The following is a 15236-nucleotide window of genomic DNA, read 5'->3' as shown; positions in this document are numbered from 1 at the left end:
GGCGAAGGGGCACCGCGGAATCCGGCGGGGGCAACGCTGTCGGTCGTCCGGCGCCCCCGGCGGCCCGGATGCCTACAGTGGCTCGTTGGGGTGTTTGCGGATCTGCTGTACGTGCCGCTTGGTCCGCAGGAAGGCCAGCCCGCGGACGATCATCCGGCGGGTGTCGGCCGGGTCGATGACGTCGTCGACATGGCCGCGCTCGGCGGCGGCATAGGGATGCAGCAGCGCGTCGCTGTACTTCTTCGTGAGTTCCGCGCGCAACCGGTCGGGGTTCTCCGCCGCCGCCAGCTCCTTGCGGAATATGATGTTCGCGGCCCCGTCCGCGCCCATGACCGCGGTCTGGTTGACCGGCCACGCGAACGAGAGGTCGGATCCGATCGACTTGGAGTCCATGACGATGTAGGCGCCGCCGAACGCCTTGCGAAGAATAACCTGGATCCGCGGCACAGTCGCCTCGCAGTAGGCGTACAACAGCTTGGCGCCCCGGCGGATGATGGCATTGTGTTCCTGCTCGACCCCGGGCAGGAAGCCAGGTACGTCAACCAGCGTGACCAGCGGGATATTGTAGGCGTCACACATGCGGACGAATCTCGCCGCTTTCTCCGAGGCGTCGATGTCGAGCACACCGGCCAGCACCATCGGCTGGTTTCCCACTATCCCGACGACCCGCCCGTCGAAACGGGCCAGGACGCACACGATGTTGCGGGCCCAGTGCGACTGCACCTCCAGGTACTCGCCGTCGTCCACGATCTCCTCGATGACGTCCCGGATGTCGTACGGCGTCCGCTCGTTCGGCGGCACGATCCGCAGCAGCTCCGGACAGCGGCGGTCGGGGTCGTCGGACGGCTCGACCGCCGGCGGCGCCTCGTTGTTGTTCGACGGCAGGAAGGAGAGCAGGTAGCGGACCTCGTCCAGGCAGGTCTCCTCGTCGTCGGCGAGGAAGCTCGCCACGCCGGTGCGCTCGGCGTGGACCTGCGCTCCGCCGAGCTCGGCCTGGGAGACGTCCTCGCCGGTGACCGAGCGCACGACGTCCGGCCCGGTGATGAACATGTTCGCGGTGTCGCGGGTCATGAAGACGAAGTCCGTCAGCGCCGGGGAGTACACCGCGCCGCCGGCGCAGGACCCGAGAACGGCGCTGATCTGGGGGACGACCCCGGAAAGGCGGACGTTACGCGCGAAAAGCCCACCGAAACCGGCGAGCGCCGCGACGCCCTCCTGAATGCGCGCGCCACCGCCGTCGTTGAGGCCGATGACCGGCGCGCCGATCGACTCGGCCAGGTCCAGCACCTGGTGGATCTTGGCCGCGAACGTCTCACCGAGCGCGCCGCCGCGGACCCGGGCGTCATGCGCGAAAACGACCACGCTGCGGCCGTCCACCGTGCCGAACCCGGTGACCACCCCGTCGCCGGACGGGTGGGAACGCTCCATTCCGAAACCGGTGGCCCGGTGCTGGGCGAAAAGGTCGAGTTCGGTGAAGGAACCCACGTCCAGCAGGTGTTCGATGCGTTCGCGGGCGGTGAGTTTGCCCCGGGCGTGATGCCGCCGGGTGGCTTCCGGGTCATCTCCCTGCTCGGCGAGCAGCCGCCGCCGGGCCAGGAGCGCGGTGTGCTGCTCGAGGGTCAGCGGCTCGCTTTCCCGGGCCGCCTCCGACGCGGCCCCGCCGGCATCCTGGGAGATCGGCCGCCGGTTGCCCTGGCCGGGGATGAGCTGGTTGGGAAGAAGCCAGTAGGCCGCGGGTTCGACGGTGCTTTCCTCGCCGTCCGAACTGTTGCGCAGGACTGAAACCACCAGCGATCCCTCCTCCTGGTAACCCGGTGGCCCGGGCCTCCCGACACCGCGGAAGAAACGTGACCTCGCGGCCTTCCGATCTTCCCGGGTGGCCGCTGTACCGAGTTTGGACGATCGCACTGGGAAAAATTCTTGAGGGATCCTTGAATCGAGCTGACATGCCTCCACGGGTGATATTGATCACAAGCGTGGGTATCAGCCGCGGCGGTACGGCCATGATTGGCCCGTCACATGGAACCGTATTCGTACGGAGCGTACACGACGACAGCCTGGAATGTCGCCGGCCCGACAGCGGTCATATCGCGTAAATTGCTGCCCGAAAACACCGCGGCCATTACCGGCGGCCTTGGGCCTGGGGCCTGGGGCCTGGGGCCCGACGGCATCCTCACGAACGACAGCACACGCCGATGGGCGCCGGCCACCGAAGAAAATCGGCGCGAGTCTGTCACTGTGTGCGCTGGGGCGGCCAGAAAGCGTACAGACAACAGACCCGCGCCGATCGTGGCCTGCGTGCGTGGTTACGGACGGGGCTCGCGCTCCTCGACCGACGCTCCCGGCACCGTCCTCATGGACGTACCAGAACGGCGCCCGGCTCGGACGCGGTGAGCGTGACCCTGCCCGACCAGGTCAGCGACCCGGGCGCGGGCAGCCCGTCGGCATCCAGCATGATCGCCCGTTCGACGCCGGTGACCGTCACCGTCGAGCCCGGGTCGGCCACCCCGGCCGGGGCCCGCAGCACCTCGAGCGTGGCGATGTCGGCGAGCTTCGTGCCCGGGGGCAGCTCCACCGCGGTGGCGGCCGCGCCGTCCCGCTGCAGGGACCAGCCGGGGATCATGTGGTCGGACCGGTAGAGGACGTCCGGGTCACCCGCGAGCCGGACCCCGACCGTGGTGCCGGCCCAGGCCAGGCCCGGCACGGCCGAGGCAACCGGGACGACCGGGGCGGACGTGGTCTTGCGGATCACGACGTACAGATAGTTCCGCAGGTCGGACAGTGCAGGTGTGTACGCGGACGCCACCGGCTCGATCTTCTCCTCGCGGCGCGCCTCGGCCGCAGACACCTGGTAGGTCCACCCCGCGGTGTCCATCATCCGCTCCCGCGCCTCGCCCGCGGCGAGCTCCTGATCGGCGGCGAGGAGGAACCGCATGCCACCGGTGCCGGCGCTGGGGCCGGCGACCGTGTCGCACACCATGTTGTTGCCCGTACACGTCCGCAGCACGGGATGGCCGTCCTCGTAGCGGCCGGTGAACGGCAGCGTCGCGTGGTCGGGGCCCTGGTAGACCGCCGACCCCGGCACCACGGACCCGGCCGCGTCGAGCTCGGCCCGGTACACCCACTCGATGTCGGTCTGGCGTCCCCAGCGTGCCTGGAGGTACCCGGGATCGTTGCCGGTGCCGCCGTCCTCGTTGCTGAACATGACGCTGTACTCCAGCACCGTGTGGCCCGGCCGGCCGGCCGCTGGCGCCTGGGTGTGCCAGGCGAGCAGCGGGGTGTCGGTGTGGTTGTTCTGGAAGAGCCCGCCGTACTCAGGAAGCGACCGTCCGTAGAGGATCGGGGCGTACGCAAGCGGATCCGGGCCGCCGGACGCCCTGGGCGCCACCACCGATACCGACAGTTCATCGATCACCACCGTCCGCGCGCCAGCGCTGGAGGCCCGCTCGTCCAGGGTGATCTCGAGAGTGTGGACGCCGGCACGCAGCCGCCCGAGCTGGACCCTTCTGGTGATCGGATGTGCGGCGGGCACGACGAGGTCGGTCGCGAGCACGCCGTCCACCGTGATCGCGAGCACCGCGGACTCCGCGCCCGGGACCGCCCAGTCGGCCCCGGGGGCCCCGGCGGTGACCTCCGCCACCCCCTCGCCGTCACGTCGCGCCTGGACGGCCAACGAGTACGGGGAGCTCCCGCGCGCCAGCGTGACCGGCACCTCCGCGACGGCATCGGGACCGGCATCGGAACCGGCATCGAGAGCATGGCCGGCCCGGGCAGCGGCCTCGCCGGTGCCAGCCCCCGCGGCGGCGCCGGCCGCCCTCACGGCCGTGGTCCGCGGGTAGCGACCAGCGGCGCCGGCATCCAGACCACCGGCGCCGGCGCCGGCACCGGAGCTCACCGCGACAGCGTCGCCGCCGGCCACGACGGTGCCGGCGGCCTGGGCGGCCCGAGTGATGTGGGCGGCCTGGACAGCCCCGTCGGCCCCGCCGGTGACGTCACTCCCCGGCGTATCCGCGATCAGGACGACGACGAGCAGCGCGAGAACGGCTCGTGCCCACCACGTCCGCGCCACCGTCGTCACCGTTCCCGCCGTCGTCACCGTGTCACCGCTGCTCAGCCACCTTCACCGCTGTCGGCCACCATTCCGCCCCGCTCATGTCGCCCCCCGCTCGCGCCGCCCCCGGTCGCGCCGCCACTGCTCAGGTCATCACTGTCCGAGGCGCCACCGCCCAGATCGCCGCTGTTCAGATCATCACTGTTCGGGGCGTAGCGGCACGAACACAGCCGGCCCGGCGGGGACGTCCGCCGCCGCGACGTCCACCAGCCGGACCGCTTCGGCCTCGCCGAGAGCGGCCAGCCGCCACGCCGGGGCCGCCACGACCGCCCCGTACAGGCAGGCGCAGGAACCTCTGAACGCCACCGTCTCGTCCACGGCACGCTCCCGGGCGTCAGCGCCGGCGTCGCCAGCGGCGCCGGCCTGGGCCGCCGCGGCGTCGGCGGCGTGCGCGAAAGCGGTCCGGATGTCGGCGAGCGGGTCGCGGACATCCGCGGACAACGCCGCGCCGTCAGGGGGGACCCGGAAGAACACGCGCACGGTCCGCAGGTCCCGGAGCAGGTCGAGGGCCTGCTCCGGCGTCCGGTAGCCCGGGAAGCTGACGACCGCGTAGGTGTCGGGGTAGACGTCCGTGTGGGCGTCCGTGTGGGCGTCGGGGTGGGCGTCCGTATGGGCGTTGAGGTGGCTGCCGGGCCACTCGGCCCGCCGGGCCGCGGTGGCCAGCCGTGTCCGCGCCGCCGTCAGGTAGCCCGCCACCGTCTCCCGCTGTCCCAGGCCCACCAGGACGGCGGCCGCGGGCATCTCCTCGACCCGAGTGGGGACCGCGATCGCGGCGGGGACGGGAACCGGGCCCGCGACCATGCCCGGGCCGGTGGTGGCAGCGTCAGGACCGGTGCCGGCGGCAGGACCGGTGCCGGCGGCAGGGGAACCCGACAGCGCGTAGGCCGGCCTGGCGACCGGATCCACCCGTCGCCCCACCGCGGGTACCGCCGTCCGCGGCTGGTCGAACCTCTCAAGATCGCGTCCGCCGGCCGGGCCGCGCGCCAGGGCTGCGATCGTGCTCACCCCGATCACCGAAACCACGCCCAGCGCCGTCATCCGCATGCTCCGTTCGATGACGGGGTGGCCGCAAAGACCCCACCGGACCGCGCCGCCACCAGTCGCGGCGGTGCTGGCCGGGCCACCGGCGGTAGCGGTGCTGGCCAGGCCACCGGCGGTAGCGGTGCTGGCCGGGCCACCGGCGGTAGCGGTGCTGGCCAGGCCGGCAGCCACGGCCGTGTCCCGCGGCTCGACGGTCCCGCGCCGCGCCGTGCCTCTCCCGGCCGCCACGACGGCTCGGCTTGCGGTAGCGTTACCGATCGGGTCACATTCATCACCGTACGGCGTAACCCTGTCCCTGCGCGACCTGGCGGACGCGTTGTCATGCCCACCGCCGCCGGCCGGATCATCCGTGCGTGCGCCCGGCACGGCCAGGCCGCCCGGCAGCCCCTGGACGCCCGGGGCGGCGGTTCGCAGACGCGAGGCCCGGGCGGTGAACCCGCTCAGGATCCGGCCCGCGACCGGCAACAGACGTTCGTCCAGATGGTCGAGGCCAACGAGCACACGCCATGCCGCGCCCACGGCGGCCCGTCCCGCCCGCGGTCTCCCCAGCCGGCCCACATCATGATCGACAGAGTGACGCCAGCCGCGAACCCACAGCTTTCCCGTCCGGCCCGCTGCCCCGGTCTGCTCCTCAGCCCCGGCATCAGCATCAGCCCCGGCATCAGCATCAGCCCCGGCCCTGGCATCAGCCCCGGCCTCAGCCCCGGCCCCGGCATCAGCCCCGGTCCCGGTCCGGACCCCGGTGAACCGGGCCCTGGCGAACCGGTGCCACACCGCCCGGAACACAGCCGGCGGACGACCGGTGGCGGTCACGACTGCCGCCGAAGAACGGCAACCGCCTCCGCGAGATCAGGTGGGTCGGGGCTGGTGAACGTCACCCACCGCCTGTCCGCGGGATGGGCGAAGGACAGCTGGGCGGCGTGCAGCCACTGCCGGGCCAGCCCGAGCCGGCCGGCGAGGACCGGATCAGCGCCGTAGGCGAGATCGCCGACGCAGGGATGCCGCAGCGCCGACATGTGCACCCGGATCTGATGGGTCCGCCCGGTCTCCAGGCGCACCGAGAGCAGCGACGCGGCCCGGAACGCCTCTTCGGTGTCATAGTGGGTGACGCTGGGCTTCCCACCCGCTACCACGGCGAACAGGCCGGGCTTACGCGGATGCCGGTCGATCGGCGCGTCCACCGTGCCGCTGGACGGGTCGGGATGCCCCTGCACCAGAGCACGGTAGATCTTCTCGACCTCGCGGTCCCGGAAAGCCCGCTTCAACACGGTGTAGGCGCGCTCACTTTTCGCGATGACCATGATGCCCGTCGTGCCGACGTCGAGACGGTGGACAACGCCCTGGCGTTCCGCGGCACCGCTGGTCGCGACGCGGTAGCCCGCGGCGGCGAGGCCACCGATCACGGTCGGGCCGGTGAAGCCCGGCGCGGGGTGGGCGGCCACCCCGACCGGCTTGCCGACCACCACGATGTCGTCGTCATCATGGATCACCTGCAGGCCGGGCACCGGCTCGGCCGCCACCCGGACCGGGTTCGGCGGGGGCGGCAGGCACACCTCCAGCCACGCCCCGGCGCCGACCCGGTCGGAGCGGCCGCGTACGGCCCCGTCCACGCTGGCCTGGCCGTCGTCGACAAGCTGGGCCGCGGCCGTCCGGGACAGCCCGAACATCCGCGCGATCGCCGCGTCCAGGCGCAGGCCGTCCAGCCCGTCGGGAACCGGGAGCGCACGCCTGTCCCGCACACCGCCCCCTGCCACGGCTACCTGGCCGGCTTCGCCGCCGGCCGCGTCACCGGCTTCGTTACCGGCTTCGTTACCGGCCGTATCGCCGGTTTCGTTACTGTCCATCGCGGTCGTCGATGTCCGTCGCGGGCCGGCCGTCGGGGCCCGCCGGCCCGTCCGGATTCGGCTGGCCGTCCCGCGGGGCGGGCTGGCCGTCCAGAGCGGTACCGAGGGCCGCCAGGATGACCGCGACCACCCCACCGATCACGATCGCCGAGTCGGCGATGTTGAACACCGGCCAGTTGTGCAGGTGGATCCAGTCCACGACATGCCCGCGCAGCGGCGCCGGCGCGCGGAAGATCCGGTCGCTGAGGTTGCCCAGGGCCCCGCCGAGCAGCAGACCGAGCACGACCGCCCACGACAGCGACGTCAGCGTCCGGGCGGTGCGAACAATGATCACGACAACCACCAGGGCGACGATGCTGAACAGCACGGTCGCGCCACCAGCGATACTGAACGCGGCCCCGGGGTTACGCGTCAGCCGTAGGTCGAGTACGCCGGGAAGCAGCTCGATCGGTGCCCGGTCCGACAGGCTCGCCACAGCGGCGATCTTCGTGACCACGTCGATGGCGAGGATCACAAGACCGGCACCGGCCACCGTGGCCACCGCGCGTGGCGACCGGCACACCCGATACGGCTCGCCGCCGGTACGGCTCCCGCTGATGTGACTCTCCTCATGGGCCGACGACACGTCGAAATCCGGACCAGCGGGATCATCCAGGTCCGGGATGGACTTCCCGTTTTCCACCTCGGCCGTCACATCCCACCGGTCCCGCCCGTGGACGCCCTCTCCCACACCTGCCCCACTCTACGGGCAGCGCCTTCATGCCCGGAACGCACCATGACCGTCACCCTCGCGCCACCCCCCGCGCACCTGCCGTGGACGGAGAACCTGGCCGTAGCCGGCCGTAGGTAGAAACCGTCATCCCCACAGCGGTTTTCACCTACGGGCCGGCGGCCGGGCCAGGCGGCCACCCGGACCGGCCGAGGTGGTCGGCCCGGGATCCCGGCTCCGGATGCCAGGGGCCCACCGAATGCTCCGTCCCGTCCACTACGCTTGACACAGCGGACGGCGTTGACGGGACGAGTAGCGGCGGGCGCAGCCAGGGACGACCGGCCTCAGGACGGCGTCCAGCGAGCCGGGGACGGTGTGAGCCCGGCGGCCAGCGCGCTGCGAAGATCACCCCTGAGCCGCCGGGAGAACAGGGCCCGCGCCCCCAGTAGATCCGGTACCGCGCGCGACGAGTGGTCTGTCCGGGCCGCCACACCGGCGTCCCGGGAGGCAAGGAGGGTGGTACCGCGGTGCCACCGCGCCCCGGCGAACGCCGGGTGCCGTGGGGTGTCGTCCCTCCGTTGGAGCCCGAAACCGACGGAGATCTGACGGAGACCCGCCCATGCCGAACCAGCCCACCGAGCCAGACCAGCCTGCCGCGCCGGACCAGCCTGCCGCGTACACCCCGTCCCCCCAGCTCACCGGGCAGGCCCCGGCCGCCCGGCCGGCCGGGCAGGCCCGGCCGGCGCCGGTGTTCCCGCCGCTGTCGACCCAGGTCGACCTGCCCGCCCTCGAGCGCGACATGCTCCAGCGCTGGAAGGACCTGAAGGTCTTCCAGCGTTCCCTGGACGCGACCGCCAACGGCCCGCAGTGGGTCTTCTACGAGGGCCCTCCGACCGCCAACGGCAGGCCGGGCGCCCATCACGTCGAGGCGCGCGTGTTCAAGGACCTCTTCCCCCGCTTCCGCACGATGCGCGGCTTCCATGTCCCGCGCCGCGCCGGCTGGGACTGTCACGGCCTGCCCGTCGAGCTCGCCGTGGAGAAGGAGCTGGGCTTCACCAGCAAGAGCGACATCGAGGACTTCGGCATCGCCGAGTTCAACGCCCGCTGCCGCGAGTCGGTGCTGCGCCACGTCGCCGACTTCTCCCGGATGACCGAGCGGATGGCCTACTGGTGCGATCTGGACAACGCCTACCGCACCATGGACACCTCCTACATCGAGAGCGTCTGGTGGTCCCTCAGGCAGATCTTCGACAGGGGGCTGCTCGTCGAGGACCACCGGGTCACCCCGTACTGCCCGCGTGACGAGACACCCCTGTCCGACCACGAGGTCTCCCAGGGGTACGAGGACGTGGTCGACCCGTCGGTGTACGTCCGGTTCCCGGTGACGTCCGGACCGCTCGCCGAGGCGGGGGTGAGCCTGCTGGTCTGGACGACCACCCCGTGGACGCTGGTGTCGAACACCGCGGTCGCCGTGCACCCGGACGTCACCTACGTGGTCGCCCGGACCTCCGCCGGTGGCCGTGCGGACGAGCTGGTGCTGGTGGCCGAGCCGCTGCTCGCCGCCGCGGTGGGCCCGGACGCCGAGGTCATCCGGACGCTGCGCGGCGCGCAGCTGGCGGGGGTGGCCTACGCCCGCCCGTTCGAGCTGCTGCCGGCGGCGGACTTCGCCACCCCGGCCGCGGCCACCGGCCACGCCGCCAGCCAGACCACCGGCCACGCCGCCAGCCAGACCGCCAGCCAGACCGCCGGCCAGGTCACCGCTCAGACCGCCGGTCAGACCACCGGCCAGGTCACAACGGCGGCCGCGCACTCGGTGGTCCTCGCCGACTACGTCACCACGACCGACGGCACCGGGCTGGTCCACCAGGCCCCGGCCTTCGGCGCCGAGGACCTTGCCGTCGCCCGCGCCCACGGGCTGCCGGTGGTCAACCCGGTGGGCCGCGACGGCCGGTTCGTCACCGGCGTCCCGCTGGTCGGCGGGCTGTTCTTCAAGGACGCGGACGCGCCCCTCGTCGACGACCTGCGCGCCCGCGGGGTGCTGTGGCGGGCCGAGGACTACACCCACAGCTACCCGCACTGCTGGCGCTGCCACACCCCGCTGATCTACTACCCGCTGCCGTCCTGGTACATCCGGACGACTGCGGTCGCCGACCGGCTGCTGGCGGAGAACGAGCGCACCGACTGGCACCCCTCACGGATCAAGAACGGCCGTTACGGGGAGTGGCTGCGAGGGAACGTCGACTGGGCGCTGTCGCGCAACCGCTACTGGGGCACGCCGCTGCCGATCTGGCGCTGCACCGCCGACCCGGCGCATCTGACCTGTGTCGGGTCGCTGCTGGAGCTGTCCTCGCTGGCCGGACGTGACCTGTCCGGGCTCGACCCGCACCGGCCGTTCGTCGACGAGGTCACGATCGCCTGCCCGGCCTGCTCGGCGGTGGCCCGCCGGGTCCCGGACGTGATCGACGTCTGGTACGACAGCGGGGCGATGCCGTTCGCCCAGTGGGGCGCGCCGCACCGCAGCCGCGAGGAGTTCGCGGCCCAGTACCCGGCGCAGTACATCTGCGAGGCCATCGACCAGACCCGCGGCTGGTTCTACACCCTGATGGCCATCGGGACGCTGGTGTTCGACCGCTCGTCGTACGAGACCGTGCTCTGCCTCGGCCTCCTCCTCGACGCCGAGGGCCGCAAGATGAGCAAGCATCTGGGCAACGTCCTCGACCCGTTCGAGCTGTTCGAGCGGCACGGCGCGGACGCGGTGCGCTGGCTGATGCTCGCGGCGGGCTCGCCGTGGTCGGACCGCCGGGTCGGCCACGAGGCGCTGGAGGACATCGTCCGCAAGGTGCTGCTGACCTACTGGAACACCGCGTCGTTCTTCGTCCTGTACGCGAACGCCGCGGGCTGGGCGCCGGGGCGTACGCCCGCCGCCGAACCGCAGGCCCGCCCGGTGCTCGACCGGTGGGCGCTCTCCGAGCTGCACGCCACGATCACCGAGGTCACCGAGGCGCTGGACGGGTTCGACTCGCTGCGCGCCGGGCGCCGCCTGGCCCGCTTCATCGACGACCTGTCCAACTGGTACGTGCGCCGCTCCCGGCGGCGGTTCTGGGAGGCCGACCCGGACGCCCTGGAGACCCTCTACACCTGCCTGGACGGCCTGACCCGGCTGCTGGCCCCCTTCATCCCGTTCCTCACCGACACGCTGTGGTCGAAGCTGGCCGCCGGTGTGCGGGCGGACGCCCCGGACTCGGTCCACCTCGCCGGCTGGCCGGCCCCGCGGCCCGAGCTCGTGGACGCGACGCTCGCCGCCCGGATGGACCTGGTGCGGCGGGTGGTCGAGCTCGGCCGGGCGGCCCGGGCGAGCAGCGGTGTGCGGACCCGCCAGCCGCTGGCCCGCGCCGTGGTGGCCGCCCCCGAGTTCGCCGGGCTCTGCGCGGACCTGCGCGCCCAGATCGCCGAGGAGCTCAACGTCGCCGCCGTCGAGGCTGCGGCCGCCGATGTGGTCGACGTCACCGTGAAACCGAACTTCCGGGCGTTGGGCCGCCGGTTCGGCAAGCGGACCCCGCTGGTCGCGGCGGCCGTCGCCGCGGCGGGCCGGCCGGTGGACGGCCGGCTCACCGTCGAGGTGGACGGCGAACGGATCGAGCTCGCCGGCGACGATCTCATCATCTCCGAGACCCCGCGGCAGGGCTGGGCCGTGACCTCGGAGTCGGGGCTGTCCGTGGCCCTCGACCTGGAGATCACCCCCGAGCTGCGGCGGGCCGGTGTCGCCCGGGACGTGGTGCGGATCCTGCAGGAGGCACGCAAGGCCGCCGGCCTGGACATCACCGACCGGGTCGACGTCCGCTGGACGGCGGACACGCCGCAGACCACCCAGGCCCTGCGGGAGCACGCGTCCACCGTGGCCGCCGAGGTCCTCGCCGTGACGTTCACCGAGGGCGCCGCCCCCGCGGGCCAGCAGGCGGACCAGGACGCGGACGATGCCGGCCAGCGCGCACCGGATCTCGGGCTGACGTTCTGGCTGCGGCCGGCGGCCGGCACCACCGGCACCACCGGCACCACCGGCACAGCCGACGCGGCTGGCTGACAGACCGCGGGCAGGCTTCGCCGGGAGTGTTTCAGGCCGGGAGACTCAGCGGGTGTCCCGGCCTGCCGGTGGACGCCGGGACGGCCTGCGTGCCCCCAGCGGCAGTAGCGCCGCCGCCAGCAGGCCGATCACGACCGAGGCATAGACAAAACCGGTGCCGCCCAGGATCCCCACCCCCAGCAGCACGGCCGACAGCAGGACGAGAACACCGCTGAGAACTGTCATGGCCGGACGATGGCCGTGACCGGCACCACTGGAACGAATTCCGCGGACCGGACATCGCGGATCCAGAGGGCCATATGACCGATATGCCGTGATGGTGGATACATCCGGAACCTTTTCCGATATTTTCAAACTCCAGGATCCGGGAACGCCGGGCCCCGGGAACGCCCAGGCCCTGGGAACCGCCAGGGCCTGGAGCCCCAGGAGCCCGCGGGCTCCTGGGCATCCTGCGGACCGCCACCCACCGCGGCGCCGCCGTGGGCCTGTGGGCTCCTAGAAGTCCTGCAGCCCGGAGGGATCCCGACGGGAAACCGCCTCCACATCAGGCGCGCGCACCCCGCCGTTGTCGTTCCCGCGCGCCATCGCGCCCGCGCCCAGGGGCGAAGCGGACGGGAAGGACGAGGACGGGGCGGATGCCCCCGTGGGTGAGTTGGCGCTGATCCCGACCGGCGGGGGCGGCGGGGGCGGCGGGGAGCCGGTGCCGGGGTTCAGCGGCGGGCGGGACGGCCCACCGGCCCCGACGGCCGGCTGTGTCGGCATGCCGTCCAGGTCGCGCAGCTGCATCTCCAGGTAGGCGCGCAGCCTGGTCCGGTACTCGCGCTCGAAGGCACGCAGCTGTTCGACCTGGCCTTCCAGCCGGCGCTTGTCGTCCTCCAGGCCGCCGAGCTGTTCGGCGACGTGTGCGCGGGCCTCGCCGATGATGCGGTCGGCATCGGCGCGGGCTTCGCGGCGGGCGCGCTCCGACTCGTTACGGGCCTCTCGCAGCGCCTCGTCCGCGGTGCGCTGGGCGAGCACGAGGGTGCGGGCCACGCGCTGTTCGATCTCGGCGTCCAGCTGGCTGTTGCCGGTGCGGGCCGGGGCCGCGCCGGGCGGGGACACGGCCGGGATGACCGTGGTCGCTGCCGCCGACGGCTGCGCGACGGGGCGCTCGCGGGCCGCCGCCTGGGCGGCCTGCACCGCCTGGGCCGCCTGCGCCTGCGCCTGCGCGACCTGGCGCCGGGTCTCCTCCAGCTGCCTGCGCAGCTGCTGGTTTTCCTCCAGCACCTGAGCGGGTACACCGGAACCACCGCCGCCCGTGCGGCGGGCCTCGTCGAGCTGCCGGCGTAGGTCGGTGTTCTCGTCCAGCAGACGGGTGAGCTCGCTCTCGACGTCGTCGAGGAAAGCGTCGACCTCGTCCTCGTTGTAGCCGGTGCGGAACCGGGTCGGGCTGAAGACCTTGTTCTGTACGTCCTGCGGTGTCAGAGCCACGTCGCCTCCTCATGATGCGGCATCGCCGTTCCCCGGAGAGGGCGGTCCAGCGGCAGTCTGCCGCGCGTATTCGCCACGTGCGCGACTTCGTCACAGCCCATCTGCGAGTCTCCGCAAGACCCAGATCACAACTAAGATCAATAAGAATCCGAGGTCAAATGCCACGTTACCGACCCGAAGGGGTGGGACGAACCGCCGCACGAATCTCAGCGGGGGATCGGTGACGGTGTACACGGACTCAAAGACTAGTACGAGGACTCCGGTGGGACGAAAAGTGCGGCTCAGGGAGACCACTAGATCTATCACTACGCGAGCGAACAGCAACAGTAGGTAGACCAGCAGGAGCGCGGAGATCACGTCACCCAGTGTGCTGATGGCGAGCTCTCCTGTACCTGCAGGGACTGGGGTCTGGTGACATCTGGAATATGATCATGACTGGTTGTAGAAGCCGCCCTCACGGATGCGCCGCTTGTCGGTCTCGGTGACCTCGACGTTGTGCGGCGAGAGCAGGAACACCTTGTTGGTGACCTTCTCGATCGATCCGCGCAGGCCGAACACCAAGCCGGCGGCGAAGTCGACCAGCCGCTTGGCGTCAACATCATCCATCTCGGTCAGATTCATGATAACCGGAGTCCCGTCGCGGAACTCCTCGCCTATCTGCCGCGCCTCATTGTAACTGCGTGGTTGCAGAGTGGTAATCCGGTACGCTGACGGCTCGTCGATCGCCGACGGCCTGCGCATCGGCACCGGACCAGCCGGCCGGAGCGGTTCCACCGGGGGGCGTCGCGACATCGCAGGCGGCTCCTCACGCGCATCTATCCGACGGACCGACCGCTCGGCGGGCACGGGCTCACCGACATCGCGACGATCGTCACGACCGGCGTCGTCATACTCGTCTTCCTCGAGGTAGCTTTCATCCTCCTCGGCCAGACCGAGGTAGACCATCGCCCTGCGCGCCACACCCATGAGCGCGACTCTAAGGGACAGCGCGCCGTGGACCGAACAAAGCCGTCCCGATGCGAAGGTGTGTCGCGCCTTCGGCCACCGCGTCGGGGAAGTCCCCCGACATGCCGGCGCTGATCACCGATGCCTCCGGGTGCTCCCGACGAAGCATCCACGAAACCTCACGCAGCCGCGCGAAGGCCGGCCGGGCCGGCAGGCCACGCGGCGCGACCCCCATCACCCCGGCGAGGACGAGGCCGCGGCTGGCGGCCACGAGATCACCGAGGGCGGGGATGTCGGCCGGGCGGGCACCACCGCGGCCGGTGTCGTGCCCGGGCAGGTCCAGCGACACCTGGAGGCAGACGGCGATCTCCCGACCGTACGCGAGCGCCCCCGCGGCCAGCGCGTCCACCAGTGGCGCGCGGTCGACCGACTGCACCCAGCCGGCCCAGCGGGCCACCGGGCGGGCCTTGTTACGCTGAAGCTGGCCGACAAAATGCCAGCAGGGCCATGCTCCGGAGGGCAGTCTGGGGACCGCCGCCGGGCCCGGCTCCCCGCCGTCCCGGCCGGTGCCGGGCCGGGACGGGCCGGCTGCCGGCGGGGCCGCCGAGTCCGGCCGAGGCGGCTGGCCGTCCCCCTCGGGAGCCCGTTGCGGTGCCGGCGGCCGCCATGTGGACGAAACCTCGCTGTCATATTCGCGACAGGGCTCGTGGGAGGCGAGGTATTCGGTCACAGCCGCCACCTTCGCCCGTGCCTCCTGCTCGCGGTTCTCCGCGAAATGCGTGATGCCGGACCCCGCGAGCAGGGCGACGTCCGACGCCGGCCAGTTCTTGCTCACCGCGATGAGGGTGAGCTCGCCGGCCTGGCGGCCCGCCGCGGTGGCCGCGGCGGCGATCCGCACGCGGACGTCGGCGAGGTTGCGCCACAGCTCCTCGCGCCGCCGCGCCGCGACCGGCCCACCCTGCTGTCTCTTATACACATCTCCGAGCCCACGAGACAAGAGGCAATCTCGTATGCCGTCTTCTGCTTGAAAAAAAA

The 15236-nt window shown here is 72.1% G+C and carries 11 protein-coding genes; 1 reads left to right on the top strand and 10 read right to left on the bottom strand.

Annotated elements, in window-relative coordinates; translation table 11 throughout:
* Positions 1-72 precede the first annotated feature (72 nt).
* The 5 genes from NBW84_RS14580 to NBW84_RS14560 all read right to left on the bottom strand — a co-directional run bounded on the left by NBW84_RS14580 (position 73) and on the right by NBW84_RS14560 (position 7726).
* Positions 73-1677 carry an acyl-CoA carboxylase subunit beta gene (locus tag NBW84_RS14580; RefSeq protein WP_445548720.1) on the bottom strand — a complete coding sequence of 535 codons (1605 nt, stop codon included), beginning with the start codon at positions 1675-1677 and terminating at the stop codon, positions 73-75.
* Positions 1678-2353: 676 nt separating this feature from the next.
* Positions 2354-4096, bottom strand: a complete 1743-nt coding sequence (locus NBW84_RS14575; RefSeq protein WP_250285272.1) for a hypothetical protein — start codon at positions 4094-4096, stop codon at positions 2354-2356.
* Between the two features lie 153 nt (positions 4097-4249).
* Complete coding sequence (locus NBW84_RS14570) at positions 4250-5653, bottom strand: hypothetical protein (protein WP_250285271.1); 1404 nt, start codon at positions 5651-5653, stop codon at positions 4250-4252.
* Between the two features lie 308 nt (positions 5654-5961).
* Positions 5962-6996 (bottom strand): RluA family pseudouridine synthase, encoded by a 1035-nt coding sequence (locus NBW84_RS14565; RefSeq protein WP_250285270.1) that lies wholly within the window; start codon positions 6994-6996, stop codon positions 5962-5964.
* A complete protein-coding gene (locus tag NBW84_RS14560) occupies positions 6986-7726 on the bottom strand; it encodes a signal peptidase II (RefSeq protein WP_250285269.1) in 741 nt (246 codons plus the stop codon). The genes NBW84_RS14565 and NBW84_RS14560 overlap by 11 nt, the downstream gene beginning before the upstream one ends.
* Positions 7727-8324: 598 nt before the next feature.
* Between NBW84_RS14560 and ileS the strand changes: the two genes are divergently transcribed.
* Entirely contained in the window at positions 8325-11786 is a 3462-nt protein-coding gene (ileS, locus tag NBW84_RS14555) for an isoleucine--tRNA ligase (RefSeq protein ID WP_250285268.1), read from the top strand.
* Positions 11787-11831: 45 nt separating this feature from the next.
* Here the strand turns inward: ileS and NBW84_RS14550 are convergent, their stop codons facing one another.
* The 5 genes from NBW84_RS14550 to NBW84_RS14530 form a co-directional block, all read right to left on the bottom strand.
* Positions 11832-12011: a hypothetical protein gene (locus NBW84_RS14550; RefSeq protein ID WP_250285267.1), complete on the bottom strand. Its 180-nt coding sequence runs from the start codon at positions 12009-12011 to the stop codon at positions 11832-11834.
* A 270-nt stretch (positions 12012-12281) separates the two neighbouring features.
* Entirely contained in the window at positions 12282-13256 is a 975-nt protein-coding gene (locus NBW84_RS14545; RefSeq protein WP_250285266.1) for a DivIVA domain-containing protein, read from the bottom strand.
* A 90-nt stretch (positions 13257-13346) separates the two neighbouring features.
* The gene (locus NBW84_RS14540) at positions 13347-13613 is read right to left on the bottom strand and encodes a YggT family protein (RefSeq protein ID WP_013874282.1); all 267 of its coding nucleotides are present in this window, start codon (positions 13611-13613) and stop codon (positions 13347-13349) included.
* 72 nt (positions 13614-13685) lie between these two features.
* Complete coding sequence (locus tag NBW84_RS14535) at positions 13686-14222, bottom strand: cell division protein SepF (RefSeq protein ID WP_250285265.1); 537 nt, start codon at positions 14220-14222, stop codon at positions 13686-13688.
* Between the two features lie 10 nt (positions 14223-14232).
* Positions 14233-15177, bottom strand: a complete 945-nt coding sequence (locus tag NBW84_RS14530; RefSeq protein WP_250285264.1) for an alanine racemase — start codon at positions 15175-15177, stop codon at positions 14233-14235.
* Positions 15178-15236: the final 59 nt, after the last annotated feature.

It is taken from the genome of Protofrankia sp. CiP1_Cm_nod2, from assembly GCF_920664355.1.
Classification (GTDB): Bacteria; Actinomycetota; Actinomycetes; order Frankiales; family Frankiaceae; genus Protofrankia.
This window is presented reverse-complemented; position numbering and strand designations above follow the sequence as displayed.